This window comes from Streptomyces sp. NPDC031426 (assembly GCF_055581585.1).
In genome coordinates this window covers 338,908-360,625 of the sequence record NZ_JBVIJE010000004.1, presented here as the reverse complement: position 1 = coordinate 360,625, position 21,718 = coordinate 338,908, and the positions used below count along the sequence as shown (strand labels likewise).

The 21,718-nt window shown below is 70.6% G+C and carries 20 protein-coding genes and 3 tRNA genes; 10 read left to right on the top strand and 13 right to left on the bottom strand.

Features of this window, described 5'->3' with window-relative positions; genetic code table 11:
- Positions 1–69: 69 nt before the first annotated feature.
- A complete protein-coding gene (locus tag ACZ5NH_RS09910) occupies positions 70–1,539 on the bottom strand; it encodes a membrane-associated oxidoreductase (protein WP_468774003.1) in 1,470 nt (489 codons plus the stop codon).
- A gap of 1 nt (position 1,540) precedes the next feature.
- On the bottom strand, positions 1,541–2,221 hold the full coding sequence (locus ACZ5NH_RS09905; RefSeq protein ID WP_388622067.1) for a SanA/YdcF family protein: 681 nt from the start codon (positions 2,219–2,221) through the stop codon (positions 1,541–1,543).
- A 163-nt stretch (positions 2,222–2,384) separates the two neighbouring features.
- Here ACZ5NH_RS09905 and ACZ5NH_RS09900 point away from each other — a divergent pair, with 163 nt between their 5' ends.
- The 4 genes from ACZ5NH_RS09900 to dnaG all read left to right on the top strand — a co-directional run bounded on the left by ACZ5NH_RS09900 (position 2,385) and on the right by dnaG (position 8,052).
- The gene (locus tag ACZ5NH_RS09900) at positions 2,385–3,245 is read left to right on the top strand and encodes a sirohydrochlorin chelatase (protein WP_468774001.1); all 861 of its coding nucleotides are present in this window, start codon (positions 2,385–2,387) and stop codon (positions 3,243–3,245) included.
- A 134-nt stretch (positions 3,246–3,379) separates the two neighbouring features.
- Positions 3,380–4,663 carry a deoxyguanosinetriphosphate triphosphohydrolase gene (locus ACZ5NH_RS09895; RefSeq protein WP_468773999.1) on the top strand — a complete coding sequence of 428 codons (1,284 nt, stop codon included), beginning with the start codon at positions 3,380–3,382 and terminating at the stop codon, positions 4,661–4,663.
- 104 nt (positions 4,664–4,767) lie between these two features.
- Positions 4,768–6,033: an NAD(P)/FAD-dependent oxidoreductase gene (locus tag ACZ5NH_RS09890; RefSeq protein WP_468773997.1), complete on the top strand. Its 1,266-nt coding sequence runs from the start codon at positions 4,768–4,770 to the stop codon at positions 6,031–6,033.
- Between the two features lie 120 nt (positions 6,034–6,153).
- Positions 6,154–8,052, top strand: coding sequence for a DNA primase (dnaG, locus tag ACZ5NH_RS09885; RefSeq protein ID WP_388622059.1), 1,899 nt, complete (start codon positions 6,154–6,156; stop codon positions 8,050–8,052).
- Here dnaG and ACZ5NH_RS09880 read toward each other — a convergent pair.
- Together ACZ5NH_RS09880 and ACZ5NH_RS09875 are read right to left on the bottom strand one after the other, a co-directional pair.
- Complete coding sequence (locus tag ACZ5NH_RS09880; protein WP_468773995.1) at positions 8,049–8,990, bottom strand: nucleotidyl transferase AbiEii/AbiGii toxin family protein; 942 nt, start codon at positions 8,988–8,990, stop codon at positions 8,049–8,051. The genes dnaG and ACZ5NH_RS09880 overlap by 4 nt on opposite strands.
- Positions 8,987–9,613: a hypothetical protein gene (locus tag ACZ5NH_RS09875; protein ID WP_468773993.1), complete on the bottom strand. Its 627-nt coding sequence runs from the start codon at positions 9,611–9,613 to the stop codon at positions 8,987–8,989. Before ACZ5NH_RS09875 ends, ACZ5NH_RS09880 begins: the two co-directional genes overlap by 4 nt.
- Before the next feature lie 232 nt (positions 9,614–9,845).
- Between ACZ5NH_RS09875 and ACZ5NH_RS09870 the strand changes: the two genes are divergently transcribed.
- The gene (locus tag ACZ5NH_RS09870; protein ID WP_468773991.1) at positions 9,846–11,069 is read left to right on the top strand and encodes an RNA polymerase sigma factor; all 1,224 of its coding nucleotides are present in this window, start codon (positions 9,846–9,848) and stop codon (positions 11,067–11,069) included.
- Between the two features lie 33 nt (positions 11,070–11,102).
- Here the strand turns inward: ACZ5NH_RS09870 and ACZ5NH_RS09865 are convergent, their stop codons facing one another.
- The 4 genes from ACZ5NH_RS09865 to ACZ5NH_RS09850 all read right to left on the bottom strand — a co-directional run bounded on the left by ACZ5NH_RS09865 (position 11,103) and on the right by ACZ5NH_RS09850 (position 16,697).
- Positions 11,103–13,031 (bottom strand): ABC transporter ATP-binding protein, encoded by a 1,929-nt coding sequence (locus ACZ5NH_RS09865; protein ID WP_468773989.1) that lies wholly within the window; start codon positions 13,029–13,031, stop codon positions 11,103–11,105.
- Positions 13,031–14,764 carry an ABC transporter ATP-binding protein gene (locus ACZ5NH_RS09860; protein WP_468773987.1) on the bottom strand — a complete coding sequence of 578 codons (1,734 nt, stop codon included), beginning with the start codon at positions 14,762–14,764 and terminating at the stop codon, positions 13,031–13,033. The genes ACZ5NH_RS09865 and ACZ5NH_RS09860 overlap by 1 nt, the downstream gene beginning before the upstream one ends.
- A gap of 115 nt (positions 14,765–14,879) precedes the next feature.
- Positions 14,880–16,319 (bottom strand): FGGY family carbohydrate kinase, encoded by a 1,440-nt coding sequence (locus ACZ5NH_RS09855; protein ID WP_468773985.1) that lies wholly within the window; start codon positions 16,317–16,319, stop codon positions 14,880–14,882.
- Positions 16,320–16,391: 72 nt separating this feature from the next.
- A complete protein-coding gene (locus ACZ5NH_RS09850; RefSeq protein ID WP_451555542.1) occupies positions 16,392–16,697 on the bottom strand; it encodes a YtxH domain-containing protein in 306 nt (101 codons plus the stop codon).
- A 159-nt stretch (positions 16,698–16,856) separates the two neighbouring features.
- Here ACZ5NH_RS09850 and ACZ5NH_RS09845 point away from each other — a divergent pair.
- The 3 genes from ACZ5NH_RS09845 to ACZ5NH_RS09835 all read left to right on the top strand — a co-directional run bounded on the left by ACZ5NH_RS09845 (position 16,857) and on the right by ACZ5NH_RS09835 (position 17,261).
- Positions 16,857–16,929: transfer RNA gene (locus tag ACZ5NH_RS09845), tRNA-Asn, on the top strand.
- Between the two features lie 6 nt (positions 16,930–16,935).
- A tRNA-Asn gene (locus ACZ5NH_RS09840) sits at positions 16,936–17,008 on the top strand.
- A 176-nt stretch (positions 17,009–17,184) separates the two neighbouring features.
- Positions 17,185–17,261: transfer RNA gene (locus ACZ5NH_RS09835), tRNA-Ile, on the top strand.
- A gap of 712 nt (positions 17,262–17,973) precedes the next feature.
- Here the strand turns inward: ACZ5NH_RS09835 and ACZ5NH_RS09830 are convergent.
- Both ACZ5NH_RS09830 and ACZ5NH_RS09825 read right to left on the bottom strand, forming a co-directional pair.
- Positions 17,974–18,378 carry a WYL domain-containing protein gene (locus ACZ5NH_RS09830; RefSeq protein ID WP_468773983.1) on the bottom strand — a complete coding sequence of 135 codons (405 nt, stop codon included), beginning with the start codon at positions 18,376–18,378 and terminating at the stop codon, positions 17,974–17,976.
- Positions 18,305–18,637 (bottom strand): hypothetical protein, encoded by a 333-nt coding sequence (locus tag ACZ5NH_RS09825; protein ID WP_468773981.1) that lies wholly within the window; start codon positions 18,635–18,637, stop codon positions 18,305–18,307. Before ACZ5NH_RS09825 ends, ACZ5NH_RS09830 begins: the two co-directional genes overlap by 74 nt.
- Positions 18,638–18,719: 82 nt before the next feature.
- Here ACZ5NH_RS09825 and ACZ5NH_RS09820 point away from each other — a divergent pair, with 82 nt between their 5' ends.
- Positions 18,720–18,953 (top strand): type II toxin-antitoxin system VapB family antitoxin, encoded by a 234-nt coding sequence (locus tag ACZ5NH_RS09820; RefSeq protein WP_250400441.1) that lies wholly within the window; start codon positions 18,720–18,722, stop codon positions 18,951–18,953.
- Positions 18,950–19,357 carry a PIN domain-containing protein gene (locus ACZ5NH_RS09815; RefSeq protein ID WP_468773978.1) on the top strand — a complete coding sequence of 136 codons (408 nt, stop codon included), beginning with the start codon at positions 18,950–18,952 and terminating at the stop codon, positions 19,355–19,357. The genes ACZ5NH_RS09820 and ACZ5NH_RS09815 overlap by 4 nt, the downstream gene beginning before the upstream one ends.
- A 342-nt stretch (positions 19,358–19,699) precedes the next feature.
- Here the strand turns inward: ACZ5NH_RS09815 and ACZ5NH_RS09810 are convergent, their stop codons facing one another.
- From ACZ5NH_RS09810 to ACZ5NH_RS09800, 3 genes are read right to left on the bottom strand one after another with little or no spacing between them, the layout of a single operon-like run.
- On the bottom strand, positions 19,700–20,233 hold the full coding sequence (locus ACZ5NH_RS09810) for a DUF4262 domain-containing protein (RefSeq protein WP_468773976.1): 534 nt from the start codon (positions 20,231–20,233) through the stop codon (positions 19,700–19,702).
- A gap of 10 nt (positions 20,234–20,243) precedes the next feature.
- Positions 20,244–20,915 carry a hypothetical protein gene (locus ACZ5NH_RS09805; protein ID WP_468773974.1) on the bottom strand — a complete coding sequence of 224 codons (672 nt, stop codon included), beginning with the start codon at positions 20,913–20,915 and terminating at the stop codon, positions 20,244–20,246.
- 9 nt (positions 20,916–20,924) lie between these two features.
- Positions 20,925–21,470, bottom strand: a complete 546-nt coding sequence (locus ACZ5NH_RS09800; protein WP_468773972.1) for a polymorphic toxin-type HINT domain-containing protein — start codon at positions 21,468–21,470, stop codon at positions 20,925–20,927.
- Positions 21,471–21,718: the final 248 nt, after the last annotated feature.

Here is a 21,718-nt window from a genome sequence, read left to right as displayed (position 1 = left end):
CCCCGACCGCCTCCCGTTACACGCCCGGCACGGCGACCTCCCCGCCGGGCCGGTGACGCCGTGAGGTCCCTACTGCCGGCTCAGCGAGCGGCTGACGCCCGCCGCGATCGTCGTCGCCAGCACCCAGCCGGTGACGATCAGCAGATACGACAGCCACTGGTACCACCCGCGCGGCGCGTACGCCCCCTCCTGGCCGAAGTCGATGATCGGCAGCAACAGGTCGAGGGTGTAGAAGAGCGGGTTGAACGCGGGTGCCTCGGACGGCTTGAGCGCGGGCGGATGGTGCAGGGCGAAGGCGAGCGTGCCGGTGCACAGCAGGAGCAGCAGCCAGCCCGCGGCCCGCATCGGGCGGAAGCCGTAGCCGACGGCCGCGTCCTGGAGGAAGCCCCACAGCCGGGCGTACGGCGGCAGGGTACGGCGGTGGCGACGGAGCTTGGCCAGCTGGACGGTGCGCGCGGCGGCATCGTCGCCGACCGTGCGGTATGCGGTGGTGAGCTGCTCGTAGGGGTGGGGGAGATAGCCGTCCGGCTCGCGTTCCAGCAGCGGAAGACGTTGCTCGGGCGGGAGGTGCGGGGTCAGGACGCGATAGCCGAGCCCGTCGAGCTGCACGCGCTCGGGCCACACCTCGGGCGGCACGTGCAGCAGGTCGAGCTGGGCGCGGCGCAGATTGACGGCACCCTCGACGGGCGCGGCGTCGCGCAGCCACAGTTCGCCGATGACACTGCTGCTGGCGCGCAGGGCCTGACCGCCGGGATTGGACAGACGGGCGTGGGCGAGGTTGAGCTGACGGGGAATCCTGGCACCGGCCAGATTGACCCGGCCGTGCGTCCGCAGCCGCATGGCGTGCAGGTCGGTGCCGACCGTCAGGACCTCGGCGTGCAGGGCGGAGCCGCCGGGGGCGTTCAGCTCGGCGTCGTTGAGATTGACCTGTCCGCCGACGACCGCCCCGTTCAGGTGCACCTTTCCGTGCGCGACCAGCCCGGGGGCCCACACGTCGGTGGCCACCTCGGCGTGGTTGAGCTGGAGGACGGGCTCCTCGGGGACCTCGCCGGGACTGCCGAGCCGCGCACCGCCGGCGAACAACGCTCCGGACAGCTTCGCTCCCTGGAGCCGTACCGGCCCCGTGATCCGGCAGCAGCTGATCCGCACGACGCCTTCGGCGCGCAGGTTCCCGGCCGTCAGCCCCGGCAGCACCGAGTCGCTCAGGACCAGCACGACGACCCGCGCCCCGTACAGATCGGGCGCCTCCTCGAAGTGGCAGCAACGCAGCCGCACCGGATGGCCGACGGTGCCGTACTTGAGGTCCAGCCGCCCGGTGACGCGCGCCCCCCACACCTTCAGCCCGGCGATCCGCCCGTCCCGCACCGGCCCGTCCAGCAACAGCTCCCGCAGCACCTCCGCCCGCAACGTCCGCTCCGGACCCCATGACGCGCCCTGCGCGGGGTCCTCGTCCTCGCCCTCCCGGAAGTCGACCCCTTCGCCGAGCGGGAAGGCCTCCCGGACGCGGCGCTCGGCGGGCGTCAGGTCCGTGATCTCCACGTCAGCCCCGCGCCTGGGCGAGCGCCTCGGTGACCCCGTGCTCCCGCGGCCCGAGGAAGGTCGGATCCGGACGGAACACCGCGTCCAGCACCGCCTTGCCCGCCGCGAACACCTCGCGGGTCCCGCCGTAGTACCAGGTCACGTCGTGCTTGTCGGCCACCCCGACCCCGTACGAGTCCACCCCCGCCGCCTCGCACAGCGCCACCGCACGCCGGATGTGGAAACCCTGGCTGATCAGCACGGCCCGGTCCACACCGAAGATCTTCTTGGCCCGCACACAGGAGTCCCAGGTGTCGAACCCGGCGTAGTCGCTGACGATCCGCCGGCCCGGCACCCCGTGCTTCTGCAGGTAGGCGCGCATGGCGTCGGGCTCGTCGTAGTCCTTGCGGCTGTTGTCCCCGGTGACGAGCACGACCTTGATCCGCCCCGCCCGGTACAGCCGAGCCGCCGCGTCCAGCCGGTGCGCCAGATACGGCGACGGCTCCCCGTTCCACAGCCCCGCACCGAAGACGACCGCGACGGGTGCCGACGGGGCGTCGGCCGTCGTGCGCAGCCGGTCCGCCGTGGACACGAACAGCCAGGTCGCCGGCAGCAGCGCCAGCACACACCCGGCCATCACGGCCTGCACCAGCCGCCGCTGCCCCGTGCGGGTGCGCGGCAGCCGCGGTCGACGGATCTTCATACGGCCCCCCAGGGCTCGGTGCCAACCGGTTCCGACCATGGAGGACGTCACCGGCAGCCGTCCGGTTCGCCTCACATCGAGCATCCGTACGACGTGAAGCAGCGGAAAAGGCTCGTGACGGCCCGGCAACGGCCACGCAACCTGGCCCCGTCAGGATCCTTTCATGACGGCGTCGCACCCTCCCCGCTCCGAGTCCCGCATCCACCTCGACAGCACGGCGCAGCTCATGGACAGCATCAGCAGCCGGCTCGCCGGCCGGCTCCGGCTCGTCTCCCCGCTCGGCCACCGCCGCACGGCCCCGCCCGCCCTCGTCCTGGTCGCCCACGGCAGCCGCGACCCGCGCGCGCTGGAAACCGTGCGGACGCTCGCGGACCGGGTGCGCGAACTGCGCCCCGTCCTCGCCGTCCACCTGGGCCACATCGAGCTGAACGAGCCCCTGCTCCCGGACACCCTCGCCGCCCTGGGCGACACCCCCGCCGTCCTGGTCCCGCTGCTCCTCTCGCGCGGCTACCACGTCAAACAGGACATCCCCGAGATGGCCGCCGCCGCACCGGCACCGACCCGCCTGGCCGCCCCGCTCGGCCCGCACCCGCTCCTGGCGGAGACCCTCTACGACCGCCTGGTCGAGTCCGGCTGGCCCCCGGCCATGGACGCGGCCGCCCGTCGTGCGAGCGCGGTCGTCCTGGCCGCCGCCGGCTCCCGCGACCCCGACTCGGCCCGCGACACCCGCCGCACGGCCCGCCTCCTCGCGGACCGGCTGGGCGTCCCGGTGGTCCCGGCCTACGCCTCGGCGGCGACCCCGACGGTCCCGACGGCGGTACGGGCACTGGCGGCGCGCGGCCGGCACCGGGTGGCCATCGCCTCGTACTTCACGGCTCCGGGGCGTTTCGCGACGCAGTGCGCGGACGCGGCGCCGTGGATGGCGTCGGCCCCCCTGGGCGCGCATCCGGCGATGGCCCGCCTGATCCTGCACCGGTACGACCAGGCACGGGTGACGAGGCAGGCGGAACTGGCTTCGGCTTGAAAGAAGGGGCTGCGAAAGAAGGGGCGCGGGGCTGTATCGCTATGCGGCTCCGCCGCGTGGGCGCGACGAGCCACACACGACCCGCACCCGCCTCAAAACAGAACAGGGCAGATGAGTAGGCATACTGTCGAAGAATGGAAGGCACCGCACTCGACAACGGCACCTACGACCCCACCGCAGCGGAGCGTTGGGTCCCCGAGCCCGACAAACGCCCCGGCCGCACCGCCTTCCAACGCGACCGCGCCCGCATCCTGCACTCCGCCGCGCTCAGAAGACTGGCAGGCAAGACCCAGGTCGTCACGCCAGGCACCCGGAGCCAGGCATGGGACGCCAGCCCCCGGACACGGCTCACCCACTCCCTGGAATGCGCCCAGGTGGGCCGGGAGCTCGGCGCGGCCCTCGGCTGTGACCCCGACCTGGTGGAGGCCGCCTGCCTGGCCCACGACCTCGGCCACCCGCCCTTCGGCCACAACGGCGAACAGGCGCTGAACGCCTTCGCGGACGACTGCGGCGGCTTCGAGGGCAACGCCCAGTCCCTCAGGCTCCTCACCCGTATCGAGCCCAAACGGTTCACCGCCGGAGGCACCCGTTCGGTCGGCCTCAACCTCACCCGCGCCACCCTCGACGCCGCCACCAAGTACCCCTGGCCGCGCGGCGCCCACCCCACCGACCCGGCGTCGAGGAAGTTCGGTGTCTACGCGGACGACCGCCCGGTGTTCGACTGGGTCAGGGCCCACGCCCCAGGCACCCGCACCTGCTTCGAGGCCCAGGTCATGGACTGGGCGGACGACGTGGCGTACTCGGTGCACGACGTCGAGGACGGCCTGCACGCCGGTCATGTCGACCCCAACTGCCTGCACGCCGAGCCCGAGCGGCAGGCGGTGTTCGAGGTCGCCATCGGCAGATACGTTCCCGCGGACACCGCCCCGGCCGAACTGGCCGCCGCCCTCGACCGGCTCCAGGACGAGGAGTGGTGGCCGCACGGCTACGACGGCACGGCGGTCGCCCAGGCCCGCCTGAAGGACGCCACCAGCCAGCTCATCGGCCGGTTCTGCCTGGCCGCCGAGGGCGCCACCCGCGTCGCGTACGGCACCGGCCGGCTCACCCGCTACGACGCCGAACTCGTCGTACCCCGCGAGGCCCGCATGGAGTGCGCGGTGCTCAAGGCGGTCGCGGACCGGTATGTGATGCAGCGCGCCGAGCAGGAGCGGCTGCGCGCCGACCAGCGGGTCGTCGTGGCGGAGCTGGCGGAGGCGCTCACCGCCCGCGCGCCGGACGGGCTGGATCCACAGTTTCGGGCCCTGTTCGACGGGTCAGGCGACGACCACGCACGCAAGCGGGTGATCGTCGACCAGATCGCCTCCCTCACGGACGCCTCCGCGCGCTCGCTGCACGCGAGACTTACGGGGCATATGTGAGAGGAACATGACCGTCCGTGGCCTGATCGGGTCACTCCCTCTTCCCGCAGCACGCCCGGTGCGGGACGCTCGCATGTGGCGGCACCCTTACGAGGAGGCATCAAGTGGTCGACGCGGATCAGACATTCGTCATCGTCGGGGGCGGACTCGCCGGCGCGAAGGCGGCCGAGACGCTCCGGGCGGAGGGCTTCACCGGCCGGGTGATACTGATCAGTGACGAACGCGACCACCCCTACGAGCGACCGCCGCTGTCCAAGGGCTATCTGCTCGGCAAGGAGGAACGCAACAGCGTCTTCGTGCACGAGCCGGCCTGGTACGCGCAGAACGACATCGAGCTGCACCTCGGCCAGTTCGTGGACCGCATCGACCGCGGCGCGAAGACGGTCCGCTTCGGCGACGACGGCACCCTCGTCCGCTACGACAAGCTGCTGCTGGTCACGGGCGCCGAGCCGCGCCGCCTGGACATCCCGGGCACCGACCTGGCGGGCGTGCACCACCTGCGCCGCCTCGCCCACGCCGAGCGCCTCAAGGGCGTCCTCGCGGCCCTCGGCCGGGACAACGGGCACATCGTGATCGCGGGCGCCGGCTGGATCGGCCTGGAGGTCGCGGCGGCGGCCCGCGAGTACGGCGCGGAGGTCACGGTGATCGAACCGGCGCCGACCCCGCTGCACGGCGTCCTCGGCCCCGAGCTGGGCGGCGTCTTCGCCGAGCTGCACCGCGAGCACGGCGTCCGCTTCCACTTCGGGCGGCAGCTCACCGAGATCGTCGGCCAGGACGGCATGGTCCTGGCGGTCCGCACCGACGACGGCGAGGAGCACCCGGCGCACGACGTGCTCGCCGCGATCGGGGCGGCGCCCCGGGTCGGCCTCGCGGAGGCGGCGGGCCTGGAGATCGCAGGCCGGGCGCTCGGCGGCGGCATCGCCGTCGACGAGCGGCTGCGCACGTCCGACCCCGACATCTACGCGGCCGGTGACGTGGCGTCCTTCCCGCTGGCCCGGTTCGACACCCGGCTGCGGGTGGAGCACTGGGCCAACGCCCTGAACGGCGGACCGGCGGCGGCCCGCGCGATGCTGGGCCAGGACGTCGTCCACGACCGGGTGCCGTACTTCTTCACCGACCAGTACGACCTGGGCATGGAGTACAGCGGATGGGCGCCGGCCGGGTCGTACGACCAGGTGGTGATCCGGGGTGACGCCGGGAAGCGGGAGTTCATCGCGTTCTGGGTGAAGGAGGGACGCGTGCTGGCCGGGATGAACGTGAACGTGTGGGATGTCACAGAGCAGATCCAGAAGCTGATCCGTTCCACGGCCCAGGTGGACACGGAGGCCCTGGCCGACCCGCACGTGCCGCTGGAGAGCCTCACTTCCTGAGGACCGGGACTGTCACAGCACCCCCGTGCTGCGATTCCCGGGGGGACAACCCCCGGACCCCCGGCCGGGGGCCGGTCAGCGCGCCCCAGGTGTGTCAGTCCCGCCCCGTAGAATCACCTCGTGGCAGGACGGATCAACGACGAGGACGTGAAGGCGGTACGGGACGCGGTCCCGATCGACGCCGTGGTCTCCGAGTACCTCCAGCTGCGGGGCGCGGGCGGCGGCAACCTCAAGGGGCTGTGCCCGTTCCACGACGAGAAGTCTCCGTCCTTCCAGGTCAGCCCCAGCAAGGGACTCTTTCACTGCTTCGGCTGCCAGGAGGGCGGCGACACCATCACCTTCGTGATGAAGGTGGACCACCTCTCCTTCTCGGAGGCGGTGGAGCGGCTCGCCGCCCAGGCCGGCATCACCCTGCGTTACGAGGAGGGCGGGTACAACCCGACCCACCAGCGCGGCGAGCGCATCCGCCTGGTCGAGGCGCACAAGATCGCCGCGCAGTGGTACGCCGAGCAGCTCGCCACCAGCCCCGAGGCCGAGACCGGCCGGGTCTTCCTCGCCGAGCGCGGCTTCGACCAGGCCGCCGCCGTCCACTTCGGTGTCGGCTACAGCCCCCAGGGCTGGGACCACCTCACCCGCTATCTGCGCGGCAAGGGCTTCAGCGACAAGGAGCTGATCCTCTCCGGGCTCTCGCAGGACGGCCGCCGGGGTCCCATCGACCGCTTCCGGGGCCGTCTGATGTGGCCGATCCGGGACATCGGCGGCGAGGTCGTCGGCTTCGGCGCCCGCAAGCTGTACGAGGCGGACAACGGCCCGAAGTACCTGAACACCCCCGAGACGGCGATCTACAAGAAGAGCCAGGTGCTGTACGGCATCGACCTGGCGAAGAAGGAGATCGCCAAGGCCAGCCGCGCGGTCGTGGTCGAGGGCTACACCGACGTCATGGCCTGCCATCTCGCGGGCGTCACGACGGCCATCGCGACCTGCGGTACGGCCTTCGGCGGCGAGCACATCAAGATCCTCCGCCGGCTGCTGATGGACAACGGCAGCGCGCGCGTGATCTTCACCTTCGACGGCGACGCGGCGGGCCAGAAGGCCGCCCTGCGCGCCTTCGAGGACGACCAGAAGTTCGCCGCCGAGACCTACATCGCCATCGCGCCCGACGGCATGGACCCGTGCGAGCTGCGCCTGGCCAAGGGCGACGAGGCGGTGGCGGACCTGACCGAACCCCGCACGCCGCTCTTCGAGTTCGCACTCCGCCAGATCGTCTCGCGCTACGACCTGGACACGCCGGGGGGGCGCGCGGCTGCACTGGACGAAGCCGCGCCAGTCGTGGCCAAGATCAAAGACCGCAGCGTCCGGCGTGAGGTCGCGGTGCAACTGGCGGGCCTGGTCGGAATCCTGGATCAGGAGTTCGTCGTGGATCGCGTCGGCTACCTGGTGCGCAGAAACGGGCACGGCGGCCAGGCTCCCACGCCGGCGCGAAGCAGGATGCCGGCGTACGACGCCACACCGCGCCCGGCCAGCAGCGGCCCGGCCCTCACCCTGCGCAACCCGGTCTACGCCGCCGAACGCGAACTGCTCAAACTCGCCCTCCAGCGCCCTGAACTGGTCTCCCCGGCCTTCGACGCCTACGGCGTGGACGAGTTCACCGCGCCGCCGTACGCGGCCGTCCGCCAGGCCGTCGCGGAGGCGGGCGGCGCGGAGTACGGCGTCCAGGACCCCCAGGAGTACCTGGTCCGGGTCCGTGAGGCCGCGCCCGACGACACCGTCCGCGCGATGGTCACCGAGCTGGCCGTCGAGCCGATCCTGCGCCGCACGGTCGACGAGACCTACGCCGGCACGGTCCTGGTCCAGATCCGCCGCCGCGCCGTCGAGCGCCGCATCCACGACATCCAGTCCCAGCTGACCCGCCTCGCCACCGGCGGCGACCCCGCCCAGCTGGCCGCCGTACAGAACGAGATGTGGGTGCTGCAGCAGTACGACCAGGCGCTGCGGGAACGGGGCGCGGAGGCGCTCTAGCGGCCCGCGAAGGCCGGTGTCACCGCCTGCACCAGCCGCTTCGCGAACTCGCGCCCGCGGTGGGCGAACCGCGGGTACTCGGTGACGAAGTGGTCCCACTCGGCGTGTTCCGCGGCCTGTGCCACCTCCCGCAGGGTGACCAGATCGCGGTCCCGGGCGGACGAGTCGGCGCTGCCCGAGAGCTGGAAGACCCGCAACAGCAGGTCGTAGGGGAGCGGGTGGGATTCGGCCAGCAGTACGGCGTCGTACAGGTCCTTGCCCTGGGGATGCATGTCGTCGATCAGCCACATCAGCTTCCAGGCCAGCGACAGCGCCGGGGACGCGGCCAACAGCACGGCAGGGCCGGGAAGTTCGACCGGCTCGGGCTGCTCGGGCAGCTCCTCGTTGAAGACGAAGTCCAGCTGCACGTGCCCGCCGGGCAGGCCGGGTGCCGACCAGGGCAGGAGCATCCGGCGGCCGGGCACACGGTCGTAGGTCCAGATGTCCTCCACGAGGGTGCTCCGGGCCGCGAACCTCACTCCTCCCGCGTCCACCGCCCGCGCCTTCGCCGCCTCCGCGATGCCGTCGAGCATCCGGGTCGTGCGCGCCTCCTCGATCCCCCAGTCCGCCGGCACGACGACGAAGTCCAGGTCACCGGGCTCGCGGGCCGCATCCCCGAACCACAGCGACATCAGCAGACTGCCGCGCAGCACCAGGGACTCGACCCACTCGGAGTCCCCGATCGCGGCCAGGACCAGGTGCAGCGCCTGCCGCCGGGCCGTACGCCACGCCTCGCCGCGCGCCGGGTCGGCGAAGGCGGGGTCGGTGGCCCGGTAGGCGTTCTGGTGCTGTTTCAGGGCCGGTTCGAAGACGGGGCGCTGGGTCACGTCGTCGCCCGGTATCCAGGTCAGTGTCCGAGGCACATCCCTGGTCGGCCGTTCCCGATCCGTCCCGCTCATCCCCGCACCCCCTGAACCTTCGGCTCCTCGATCCATCCGTCGTCCACCGACTCGTCGCTGTCGTACAGCACGAACTCCCGCTCCACGGACAGGACTTCGAACCCGTCGAGCTCCGAGAGCAGCAGCCGCAGAGCTTCTTCGGCCGCTGCGTCGCGGACACCCCGGCAGCGCTGCGTCACGAACCGCTCGTGCCCTCCGCCCCCGCACACCCGGCGTGCGTTCCACGACAGGTGCGCTCCGTGCGGGACGACCCGTGCGGTCAACGAGGCCAGGTCGGTCTCCGCGTCCAGGAGCAGCTTCACATGGTGCTCGAAGTACTGCCCGCCCCCGCACGGCCCATCGGGCACCTCCGGCGCCCACGGCACCGACTCCGTCTTCACCCGGACCGGCGCGAAACCGGCCGACCGCAGCGCCGCCACCGTCCCGTCCGCCCGCGCCGACTGCTCGGCGTACGAGGCCGAACCGGCCAGGGTCAGCATCGGCTGGTCCCGCATCCGGCCGCGGGCCAGCACGATGTGCGTCACCTTCAGCCCGGCCGCCTCCGCCCAGCCGCGCAGCCGCTCCGTCTCGGCGGGGCCGGCACAGCGGACGGTGACATGGGTTTCGTACAGAAGTCCGGACACCCGGGGATCCTCCCAGATCAAGGCCGGACCCGGCGCCCGGTTTTCCTGCGCCGATCACCATCCGGTCACGAACCGGACGCAAAAAGTCACCGCAAGCCCCTCGTGGCGGGGATGTGTCGTACTCCACACTGGGTCCGGTGCCCGATCCTCGGAGCGCAGGCCGTCGACTCTCCGCTCCCGAAGTACCGCTGCCGCACAGCCTTCAGCAGCGATCATCCTGGAGGTCGCCCCCGTGCAGACCCAGACCCTCACCCAGACCGACAGCGCCACCAGTGCCACCGGTGCCACCGGTGCCACCAGTGCCACCAGTGCCACCAGTGCCACCGGTACCACCGGCACGACCGCGGACGAGCCGGACGCGGAGCTGGACGTCCTCGTGGCCGTGCCCCCGCAGGGCCGCCCCGCCCACCACCCGGAGGCGGTGCCCGCCGAGCCGGTGGAACCACCGGCGGAGGCGCTCGTGGACGAGCCCGAGGAGGACGGCGAACCGCTGGAGGCCGCCGAGCCCGTCGAGACACGGGTCGCCGCCCGGGCCGAGACCGGCGGCCCCTCGGCCGACCTGTTCCGCCAGTACCTGCGCGAGATCGGCCGTATCCCGCTGCTCACCGCCGCCGAGGAGGTCGAACTCGCCCGCCGGGTCGAGGCCGGCCTGTTCGCCGAGGAGAAGCTGGGCAACGCCTCCGATCTGGACAGTCAGTTGGCGCTCGATCTGGACCGGCTCGTCGTCATGGGCCGGATGGCCAAGCGGCGGCTCATCGAGGCCAACCTGCGGCTCGTCGTGTCCGTCGCCAAGCGGTACGTCGGCCGCGGCCTGACCATGCTCGACCTCGTCCAGGAGGGCAACCTCGGGCTGATCCGGGCGGTGGAGAAGTTCGACTACGCCCGCGGCTACAAGTTCTCGACGTACGCCACCTGGTGGATCCGCCAGGCCATGTCCCGGGCCCTCGCCGACCAGGCCCGCACCATACGGGTCCCGGTGCACGTGGTGGAGCTGATCAACCGGGTCGTCCGGGTGCAGCGGCGCATGCTCCAGGAGCGGGGCTACGAGCCGACGCCCGAAGAGGTCGCCGCGCATCTCGAACTGCCGCCCGAACGGGTCTTCGAGGTGCTGCGCCTCGCCCAGGAGCCGGTCTCGCTGCACGCCCCGGTCGGCGAGGAGGACGACGTCGCCCTCGGCGACCTGATCGAGGACGGGGACGCGGCATCGCCGGTCGAGTCGGCGGCGTTCCTGCTGCTCCGGGAGCATCTGGAGGCCGTGCTGTCCACGCTGGGCGAGCGGGAGCGCAAGGTCGTACAGCTCCGGTACGGGCTCATCGACGGCCGGCCCCGCACGCTGGAGGAGATAGGCCGGCTGTTCGGGGTGACCCGGGAGCGGATACGGCAGATCGAGTCCAAGACCCTCAGCAAGCTCCGGGACCACGCCTTCGCGGACCAGCTGAGGGGTTATCTGGACTGAACGGGGGGCCGCCTGCCGACGGCCCCCGTGCGCCTAGTCCACCTCGGCCACAGCCTGCGCGAACTGGGCCTTGTACAGCCGGGCGTACGCACCGTCCGCGGCCAACAGCTCCGCGTGCGCGCCCTGTTCCACGATCGACCCGTTCTCCATGACGAGAATCGTGTCGGCGTCCCGGATCGTCGACAGCCGGTGCGCGATCACGAACGACGTCCGTCCCGCGGCCAGCTTGGCCATCGCCTTCTGGATCAGCACCTCGGTGCGGGTGTCGACCGAACTCGTCGCCTCGTCCAGCACCAGGATCGTCGGGTCGGACAGGAACGCCCGCGCGATGGTGATGAGCTGCTTCTCACCCGCGCTGACGCCCGTGCCCTCGTCGTCGATCACGGTGTCGTACCCGTCGGGGAGGGTGCGGACGAACCGGTCGGCGTGGGCCGCCCGTGCCGCCTCCTCGATCTCCCCGCGGGTGACCTCCCGGGACGCCCCGTACGCGATGTTGTCCGCGATGGTGCCGCCGAACAGCCAGGTGTCCTGCAGCACCATGCCGATCCCGGACCGGAGTTCGTCCCGGGACATCCTCCGGATGTCGACCCCGTCGAGGGTGATCCGGCCGCCCGAGACGTCGTAGAACCGCATCAGCAGGTTGACCAGCGTGGTCTTGCCCGCACCCGTCGGACCGACGATCGCCACCGTGTGACCGGGCTCCACCGTGAGCGAGAGGTCCTCGATCAGCGGCTTCTCCGGGTCGTACCGGAAGGACACGTGCTCCAGCCGCACCCGGCCGCGCAGCTCCGCCGGCCGCTCGCCCGGCACCGGATCCGCCTCCTGCTCCTCCGCGTCCAGGAGTTCGAAGACCCGCTCGGCCGAGGCGACACCGGACTGCACCAGGTTCGCCATCGACGCGACCTGCGTCAGCGGCATCGAGAACTGCCGCGAGTACTGGATGAAGGCCTGGACGTCACCGATGGACAGGGAACCCGAGGCGACCCGCAGACCGCCGACCACCGCCACCAGGACGTAGTTCAGGTTCGACACGAACATCATCAGCGGCTGCATGACGCCGCTGTTGAACTGCGCCTTGAACCCGGCCTGGTACAGCGCCTCGTTCTGCTCGGCGAACTGCTTCGCCGACTCCTCCTGCCGGCCGAACACCTTCACCAGGGTGTGCCCGGTGTACATCTCCTCGACATGCGCGTTCAGCTTGCCGGTGGAGCGCCACTGCTGCACGAAGTGCGGCTGCGAGCGCTTGCCGACCCGGGTGGCCACCAGGAACGACAGCGGCACGGTGACCAGGGCGACCAGCGCCAGGACCCAGGAGACGTAGAACATCATCACGAGCACGCCGATGATGGTCAGCAGCGAGTTGATCAGCTGGCCCATCGACTGCTGGAGCGTCTGCCCGATGTTGTCGATGTCGTTGGTCGCGCGGGACAGCACCTCGCCGCGCTGGCGCTTGTCGAAGTACGACAGCGGCAGCCGCGACAGCTTCGCCTGCACGGACTCGCGCATCCGGTACATCGTGCGGTTCACGGCCCGGTTGACCAGCCGGGTGGCCACCGCCATCAGCAGGCCGGCGACCAGGAACGTACAGAGAGCGAGCAGCAGGACGTTCCCGACGGCACCGAAGTCGATGCCCTTGCCGGGCGTGAAGTCGGTGCTCTTGAGCATGTCCGCGATGGAGCCCCGGCCATGGGCCCGCATCCGGTCGAGAACCTGCTCCTTGGTGACGCCGGCCGGCATCTGCCGGCCGATGATGCCGGCGAAGACCAGGTCGGTGGCCCGGCCGAGGATCTTCGGGCCGATCACACTGAGGGTCACGCTGACGACCACACAGAGCAGCAGGCCGTAGATCGTGAGCCGTTCCGGTCTGAACTGGGCGACGAGCCGTTTGCCCGACCCCTTGAAGTCCATCGAGCGCTGGTCGGGGCCGCCCCCGGCCATCATGCGTCCCATGGGCCCTGCCATCAGGCGGCCTCCGCTTCCGTCAGCTGGGAGAGCACGATCTCCCGGTAGGTCTCGTTGCTCGCCATCAGCTCGCGGTGCCGGCCGGAGCCGACGACCCGGCCCTCGTCCAGCACGACGATCCGGTCCGCGTCCCGGATGGTCGCCACCCGCTGGGCGACGATGACGACGGTCGCCTCGGCGGTTTCGCGGGCGAGCGCGGCGCGCAGGGCCGCGTCGGTGGCGTAGTCGAGCGCGGAGAAGGAGTCGTCGAAGAGGTAGATCTCCGGGCGCTGGACCACGGTGCGGGCGATGGCGAGCCGCTGGCGCTGGCCGCCGGAGACGTTCGTACCGCCCTGCGCGATCGGCGCGTCCAGGCCGCCCTCCAGCTTGCTCACGAAGTCCTTGGCCTGCGCCACCTCCAGCGCGTGCCACAGCTCCTCGTCGGTGGCGTCCGGGTTGCCGTAGCGCAGGTTGGTGGCGACCGTCCCCGCGAACAGGTACGGCTTCTGCGGCACCAGCCCGACCGTCCGCGCGAGCAGCTTCGGGTCGACCTCCTGCACGTCCACGCCGTCCACCAGGACCTCGCCCTCGGTGGCGTCGAACAGCCGCGGGACCAGCCCGAGCAGCGTCGACTTGCCGCTGCCCGTGGAGCCGATCACGGCCGTCACCTCACCGGGCCGGGCCACCAGGTCGATGGACTTCAGCACCGGCTCCTCGGCACCCGGATAGCGGAAGCCCGCGCCGCGGACCTCCAGATACCCGTGCCGGCGCAGCTCCGTGACCGGCGCGACCGGCGGAACCACGCTGGAATCGGTCCCGAGGACCTCCTCGATGCGCTCGGCGCACACCTCGGCGCGCGGCACCATCATGAACATGAAGGTGGCCATCATCACGGACATGACGATCTGCATCAGATAGGCGAGGAAGGCGGTCAGGTCACCGATCTGCATCCCGCCGCTGCTGATGCGGTGCGCGCCGAACCACACCACCGCGATCGACGACAGGTTCACCACCGTCATGACGATCGGGAACATCAGCGCGAGCATCCGGCCGGTGGCCAGCTGCATCTCGGTGAGATCGCCGTTGGCCTTCCCGAACCGGCCCTGCTCGTACTCGTCGCGCACGAAGGCGCGGATCACCCGGTTGCCGGTGATCTGCTCGCGCAGCACCCGGTTCACCGTGTCCAGGCGGACCTGCATCGAGCGGAACAGCGGGCGTAGCCGGCGCACGATGAGCGTCACGGAGATCGCCAGCACCGGCACGACGGCCACGAGCACCCCGGACAGCGGTACGTCCAGGCCGAGCGCCAGCACGATGCCGCCCACACACATGATGGGCGCCGACACCATCAGGGTGAACGTCATCAGGGCCAGCATCTGGACCTGCTGTACGTCGTTCGTCGTACGCGTGATGAGCGACGGCGCGCCGAAATGACCCACCTCGCGCGCGGAGAAGGACTGCACCCGGTCGAAGACGACACCGCGCACGTCCCGGCCGAGCGCGGAGGCGGTCCGCGCACCGTAGTACACGGCGCCGATGTTGCACACGACCTGCGCGAGCGAGATGCCGATCATCAGGGCACCGAAGGACAGGATGTAGCCCGTGTCGCCCTTCACGACACCGTTGTCGATGATGTGCGCGTTCAGCGTGGGCAGGTAGAGGGTGGCGCAGGTCTGCAGGAACTGCAGCAGCACCAGCAGGGCGATGGGCTTCTTGTAGGGCCTGAGATAGGTCCGCAGGAGTCGTATGAGCACGCTGGGTCTCTCGGAGTCGGCGGGTGGGAGGCTGGTCGGTTGCCCCTGGCCCCTATCGTCGGACACTCCACCCGCGTTACCTCAACCGATTAACGCCTCGGACCGGCCTCTTGAGCTAAGAGCGGAACGCCCCCGGGTGGGTCTGCTCCCGCACCGCCGTGAACTGCTGCCGCACCGCCTGGCCCACGGGCAGCTCGTCGCCCGGCTCCAGCACCTGCGCCGCCGCGCCCTGCCAGGCCGGCGGGGTACGCGGATCGAGAGCGCCCTGCGACACACCGAGCGCCCAGGCCGCCTGCCGGGCCGCGCCGATCGCCGCGTAGTCCGCGGGCTGCGGTACGACGACCTGGGCGCCGAACAGCGAGGGCGCCGAGGCCTGCACGGCGGGCAGCTCGGCGGCCGGCCCGAGCAGGAAGATCCGCCGCACGTCCACGCCCCGCCCGCGCAGCACGTCCAGCGCGTCGCCGAGCCCGCACAGCATGCCCTCGAACGCGGCCCGCGCCAGATGCTCGGGCTTCATCGACTCGCGCCTGAGGCCCGCGATCGTCCCGGCGGTGTGCGGCAGATTCGGCGTCCGCTCACCCTCCAGATAGGGGAGCAGGACCAGTCCGTGCGCGCCCGGCGTGGACTTCATCGCCAGCTCGGACAGGCTCTCCAGATCCGGCAGCCCGAGGAGTTCGGCGGTTCCGCGCAGGGTCCGTACGGCGTTCAGGGTGGTCACGACCGGCAGGTGCATGCCGGTGGCGTCGGCGAGCGAGGTGATCATCCCGGACTGGTCGGCGAGCGCCTCGGGGTGCACGGCCATCACGGACCCGGAGGCACCGAGGGACACGACCGCGTCCCCCAGCCCGATCCCGAGCCCGAACGCGGCGGCCATGGTCTCCCCGGTCCCGGCGGAGATCAGCAGCCCCTCCGGGGTCGTACCGGCCGCGTCCGACGGGCCGATCACCTCCGGCAGCATCGCCTGATGGCCGAGCGCCAGCTCGACCAGGTCGGGCCGGTAGGCGCCGGTGGCGGCAGACCAGTACCCGGTGCCGGACGCCCCACCGCGATCGGTGGTCCTGCGCACCGGCCGCCCGAGCAACTGCCAGACCAGCCAGTCGTGCGCCTGCAGCAGTACGGCCGTGCGGCGGGCGTTCTCGGGCTCGGTCTTGGCGAGCCAGCGCAGTTTGGTGACGGGCTGGGCGGCCTGCGGCACGCACCCGACGGCCTGCGCCCAGGCCTCCCGCCCGCCGAGCGCGTCGATCAGGTCGGCCGCCGCGACCTGCGCCCGCTTGTCGCCGCCGACCAGCGCCGGGCGCACGGTGTTGCCCTGGGCGTCCAGCGGGACCAGTGCGTTCTGCTGGGCCGACACGCCGATGGCCTGCACGCCCTCCAGGAGGCCGCCGCCGGCCGCCTCACCGAGGGAGAGCAGCCAGGCCTGCGGGTCCACGTCACTGGGCCGGCCCTCCACTGGATGCGAGGCGTATCCCTGCCGCAGTACGGCACCGGTGTCCGTGTCGCAGACCACGATGCGTGTGAAGTCCGGTGAGCTGTCCAAGCCGGCGACTATCCCCATGCCCTGAATTTTGCAGCATTCCTGTGGATGCGGTGGCAGTGGGCGGCCAAGGGAGTGGGGAGGCGTGCACTCCTACGTGTTGCTCGTGCCCCAGTCGTCCTCCGGGGTGCCGTTCAGATTCCGTTCCCGGAGGGAGCGGACCCGCTGCGCCACGGCCTCGGGGACGCGGTCGCCGACCCTGTCGCTGACCGTGTGGAAGGCCTTGCCGGCGTACTGACGGCCCTGCTGGGCGGCGGTCTCGGCGGTATTGCGGACGGCCGGGTTCTGCGCGATCCGCCGAGCGGACTTCTTCAGCTGCTCGTAGCGCTCGCGACCGGCCCTCGTGCCGAGCACGTAACCGAGGGCCAGTCCGGCGACGAACGTGAGCCGGTAGCGCATGGCTGCCACCCTTCCCTTGCCTTGGTCTGCGGTGCGACGTGGGCGCCGAGGGGAACCGATTGGCGGAACACCCCCCTGCTTGCGCTAATGTATGTGTCGCAGCGAGCGAGCGCCCCCTGGCGAATACCCGGGGAGGTACGTTCGATGCAAACGAGGCGATCCTCCGTAGCTCAATTGGCAGAGCAGCCGGCTGTTAACCGGCAGGTTACTGGTTCGAGTCCAGTCGGGGGAGCTTCGGTCCTCCGTAGCTCAATTGGCAGAGCAGCCGGCTGTTAACCGGCAGGTTACTGGTTCGAGTCCAGTCGGGGGAGCGCGATGAACGAGGACCCCTTGGGGGTCCTTTTTCATGCCCGGGGGAACCGTCGCGCTCGCGTCAATGTCCTCAAGGTCATGAGCAGCGCGGAAGCCGACCATCCGAAGCAGGAGATCGTATGAGCGGCTATGCTGCGGCAGACGGCGCGCACAGTTGTACGCGACACGCCGCTATGGGGCGGTAGCTCAGCCGGTTAGAGCAGCGGACTCATAATCCGTCGGCCGTGGGTTCGAGTCCCACCCGCCCCACCACCTGCAGGTCAGAGAAACGTTCTGACCTGCGCAAACGTCTCTTCGGTCAAGTTGGGTCTCGAACTCTGGCTGAACGGAGGGAATCCGCTCTTCACAGGCGTTGGCGGAGGCCCTTGCGCTGCGCTCGGTCGACTCCGTCAACCCCCTGACGTGCAGCGATGCAAGCGGCTCGGTGTGCCGGGGGCCGTGTCACGGCACCGTGGAACAAGATCGAGTGGACGTGCAGTGGACACGAGGGCACGGAGCGGGGGCGCGTGTACCCGCTTCGCCGTCTCGATTCCACGGCGCGGCCTCGAACATCGCAGCGGGCCCCGCAACGCGGTGCGTCATGTCTTGACTCCCGTCTCGCGCACGGCGCTACGGGCGCTGCCCTCCTACGGCATCAGGGCCGAGAGGACGCCGTCATGCCCTCTCGACCAGGCGGCGGTCAGGAGCCCGACTCGTCGAGCCGCCCCCACGCGGCGCCCGCCGTTCCATGGGCGGAGGGTGCTCGGGACACGACGAAAACACCGGAAGGCTCGTGCTCGCCCGATGTGACCGTGCTCGTTCGGCCGGGTGCGCGCCGATGTACGTGAACCCGCTCTCCGAAGGCGCCAAGCCGGGGCCGGGCGACCACAGGTGACGTGGCCGCCGTCGGCGGACCGGGTCGGTCGAGTCGACGCCCCGTTCGGCCGGGGCGCGGCCACCCCGCACGCCCCGGCTTCCGAGCGCCCTATGCCGGCACCACCCCCTGGATCCGCGACAGCGTGAACACCCGCTCGTCGTCGCGCAGATGGCACCAGGCGTCCAGGTACGGCGGGTTGAGGTCCAGGTCGCTGACAGTGCGGATCGTGTGGTTGCCGCTGGTCGCGACATACTCGATGGTGACCGCCGTGCCCTCGTCGACCGCGTGGGCGAGTTGGCGTACGTCGGTGTGCGAGAGGTCGCGGGCGTATTCGGCGATGATCCCCTCGGTGCCCGTGCCGAAGGGGACGCCGTCGGACGGGTCGTGAGCGGGGGCGGTGAGTGGTGCGGCCGCGAGGCGGGTGGCCAGTGCCGTCAGGTCAGCGAGCGCCGGGGCGGTGGCCGTGCGGAACCGGGCGCCCGGCGCTGTGCTCGCGCTGCGAGGCGGTGGCACCGGCGCGGTCACCCGGTGGCCGCGGGGACGTTTTCCGGGTGTCCGCCGGGACGCGTCCGATCAGGTCGGCCAGGCGCTGAGGGTCGCCGTGGTGTTCCAGGAGAGCCGCGAGGCGCTGCGGTTTGGTCGTAGAAGGCCGCACGCCCAGCGCCACGAGCATGCGGCGCAGATCGTCGGAGGTCGCGTCCTTGAGTAGCACGGCCAGAGGGGCGTCGAGTCCGAGCGGTGCGCTCCACGCCCTCCGCAGCGGCGCGGCCATGTGCAGCGTGCCCTCGCTATTGCATGTTGGTGATGTATGTTGGTTATGTACATCGTGTCCTCTCACTGGCGGGGGTGGCCGTATGTCCGTGACCCAGATCGATCTCGATGACGAGGCGCTGGCCGAGGCGATGCGCCTGATGGGCGCGTCCACGAAGAAGGAGACGGTCAATGCTGCCCTGCGGGACTACGTAGCCCGGATCAGACGACTGGAGGCGGCGGAGAAGCTGGCCGCACGCGGTGAGCGAGGCGAGTTCGACGCCGCAGCGGCCGCGCACGAGGCCCGTAAGCGTGCCCGTCGGGCAGCCTTCGAGTGATCACCTATCTTCTCGACACCTCGGCCCTGTGGCACCTCTTCCGCAGCCCAGGGGCCCTGCGCCCCTGGGAGGGGCATATCGCCGCCGGGGTGTTCCACATCTGCGAGCCCACCCGTACCGAGTTCTTGTACTCGGCCACAGGGCCAGTGCACCGGGATGAACTCGCCGAGGAGTTGGACGCGTTGTGCGGGCTCTCTCCGGTGCCGAAGAACGCCTGGCGCTGGGTGGACACCGCCCAGTACAAGCTCACCCAGCGCGGTCAGCATCGCTCTGCGGGTGCCGTCGACCTTCTGGTCTGCGCGACAGCGGTCCACCACGGCCACACCGTGCTCCACGTGGACAACGACTTCGCCGCCGTGGCCGCGGTGCTCAAGGAAGTGGAACAGCGGGACGCCCGGGCCTGATCACGCTCGGTAACTCAGCGTGAAGATTGGGCCCATGATTCTCGGGGCGAGGTGTGCGTCGGGAACAATGCCGAGACGATGACACCGCAGCCTGCCGAGCCCGATCGCACCGAGTCCGCGGAATCCTCCGCGCGTACCGACTCCTCCGGTCCTTCCCCCTCGAATGCCTCGGCCTGCGAGGACGGCTCGCCGTGCCGTCAATGCGGGGATGGGAACGGGCACCGGTGGACGACGCACCGGCGCAGGACGTTTTCCAGTTTCGGCGGGTGTGGCGAGGAGGTGGAGGGTGCCGTCGGGCTGCGGGTGCTCGGCGGTGAGGGCGGTTGCGCCCCGCCCGTGCGCTCACAGGTCCTGTGTCCAGACCCCGACAGGATGCTCATGAGGGGGGAGCCACAGCCGGGGTTGGCGGCTCAGAAGGCCTTCTCCTCCCTCCTGCCAGGGGAATGCCGCATCTCGAGTGGGCCAGACCACCTGCAGGTAGGGGAACGGTGGCTTGCGATAGAAAGCGATGGCTTGGCCGAAGAACGCCTTGTACCACCGATAGTCGACGCTCTTCAGGAGGACCGGGACGTTCGCGATGTCGTGTCGCTCCCGATCGGCTTCCAAGGGGTCTCCCTCGACCGCCCGCCCGCCGAGGTCGTTGAGAACCGGCTGCATCAGAGGGATGTCCAAGCCGAACATGGCGAGTTCGGGTACGCGGTGCTGGTGCCACAGGCCGACGGTGTAAGCCCAGCCGGGTCCCCGGTCGTCGGCGGGGACCCCCACGACCTGCCAGCCGTGTCGGTCGATGGTGTCGGCGGTCGCCCGGGTGCGAGTGGTGAGGTCGTCGGTCTGCCGGCAGACGACGCAGTGGCAGGCGGTGCGGTCGGTGGGCATGGTGGAATCGTCACCTACTGAAGGGGTAGCCGATCTGTGTCAGATCATCAGCGATGTCCGTCAGGGAGACGTCCGGATTCAGCTGGTTGATCATCTGCTGCGTCAACGGGGTGCCCCGGTAGATCGGGTCGATGACGGCGGGGTCGAGTTCCGTCTCGTAATACCAGTGCGCGAACTCGCCATACAAGTCGGGGGTTCCGGTCGTCAGTGGGGCGAACAGCCAGTCCGCGCCGTCCGGGATGACGTCCGACTGGTCCGGAAACCTCACGTCACCGTGGTGCCAGCCGTCGGTTTCTCCTCTCGCCTGCCACAGGCACACCGTGATGAGCGGAAAGTTCCCGGAGCCGAAGGAAGGCTCGTTGACGTATTCCTCGAAGACTTCCGGGACGGAGTCGATCAGGCCGGGCCAGAGACGCCCGTCGTTGCGATAGGGACTCAGGGGCGACTCGTGATCGAAGCCCCGGATGTAGACCCCCTGCGGGCAGAAGACGATCGAGTACTCGTCACCCTGCCCTTTGCGCATCGAGGCCAGCTCCTCCTCGGCTCCCCACGCGGAGTCGAACGAGTAGTACCTGCCCTCCCATGACGGGCTCATGACGGCGTCCAGGGCGGCAAGTGATTTCGAAATCTCGCGAAGCCTTGGACCGCCGGGCAGTTGCTCGGCCAGTTTCGCCGCGGACATCACGACCTCCTACGGTTCCGGGTTCTCTGCCTGGATGCGTGACCAGAGCCATGCGAGAGGATCCTGATCGCTTTTGTCCCCGTTGCGGGCTCGGCACGCTGTCACCAGGTTGGCGAGGATCCCCTTGCCCCCGCGTGCAACCGGGACGAAGTGCTCGTACGCGAGATCGTTGTCCGGAGGCGTCACGCCCCGCTCGCTCTTGTCGGCCAGCCGAATCGGCTGGTTGCAGTACTCGCAGCGGAGTTCACCGTCGTTCTCCACGAGGTTGCGGTCGACGCCCTGCCGCTTCACGGAATCGCTGAACTCGCATCCCTTCCCGTGTGAACCGTTGTGTACGAGGACCGCCGTGTTCCCGGCGAGAACGTAGTACGTGTGGACCGTGGCGACCGAGAGGCTGTAGGTGACCATCCTCGCGGAGTGCGGGTGCAGCCCGACGACGGGGACGGTGTGGCCTTCTCTGGTCTGCAGACGGTCGCCGACGTGCAGGCGAACCGCCTCGGTCCAGGCATGGGATGTCGCGTTCCAGTACAGATGGTGCGCGGTCCCGACGATCACCTGACTGGTCCAGGCATAGCTCTGACGCGTAAATAGCTCCAGGTCAGGGTGGGTCTGGGCAGGGCTGGGTGCCCGGTGGTCAGTTGAGTGAAGAGCGGCATGGCCGGTTCGAGCGGGAACGGGGCACGCGTCTGGCACTGGTACCTGTACTTGAGCCGCCACGCCACCCGCCGTAGCCACCGCCGTCCCGGCTTGGATCGCGGTGCAGCGCCCTGCGTGCCGGCCGACGATCTTCGTCGCGCCCGCAC

Coding starts and splice junctions, on each gene's coding strand:
- ACZ5NH_RS09905 (WP_388622067.1), bottom strand. CDS start 2,221: ATGAAGATCCGTCGACCGCGGCTGCCGCGCACCCGCACGGGGCAGCGG.
- ACZ5NH_RS09900 (WP_468774001.1), top strand. CDS start 2,385: ATGACGGCGTCGCACCCTCCCCGCTCCGAGTCCCGCATCCACCTCGAC.
- ACZ5NH_RS09895 (WP_468773999.1), top strand. CDS start 3,380: ATGGAAGGCACCGCACTCGACAACGGCACCTACGACCCCACCGCAGCG.
- ACZ5NH_RS09880 (WP_468773995.1), bottom strand. CDS start 8,990: ATGAGCGGGACGGATCGGGAACGGCCGACCAGGGATGTGCCTCGGACA.
- ACZ5NH_RS09865 (WP_468773989.1), bottom strand. CDS start 13,031: ATGGCAGGGCCCATGGGACGCATGATGGCCGGGGGCGGCCCCGACCAG.
- ACZ5NH_RS09855 (WP_468773985.1), bottom strand. CDS start 16,319: ATGGGGATAGTCGCCGGCTTGGACAGCTCACCGGACTTCACACGCATC.
- ACZ5NH_RS09850 (WP_451555542.1), bottom strand. CDS start 16,697: ATGCGCTACCGGCTCACGTTCGTCGCCGGACTGGCCCTCGGTTACGTG.
- ACZ5NH_RS09825 (WP_468773981.1), bottom strand. CDS start 18,637: ATGGCCGCGCCGCTGCGGAGGGCGTGGAGCGCACCGCTCGGACTCGAC.
- ACZ5NH_RS09820 (WP_250400441.1), top strand. CDS start 18,720: ATGTCCGTGACCCAGATCGATCTCGATGACGAGGCGCTGGCCGAGGCG.
- ACZ5NH_RS09810 (WP_468773976.1), bottom strand. CDS start 20,233: ATGCCCACCGACCGCACCGCCTGCCACTGCGTCGTCTGCCGGCAGACC.
- ACZ5NH_RS09805 (WP_468773974.1), bottom strand. CDS start 20,915: ATGTCCGCGGCGAAACTGGCCGAGCAACTGCCCGGCGGTCCAAGGCTT.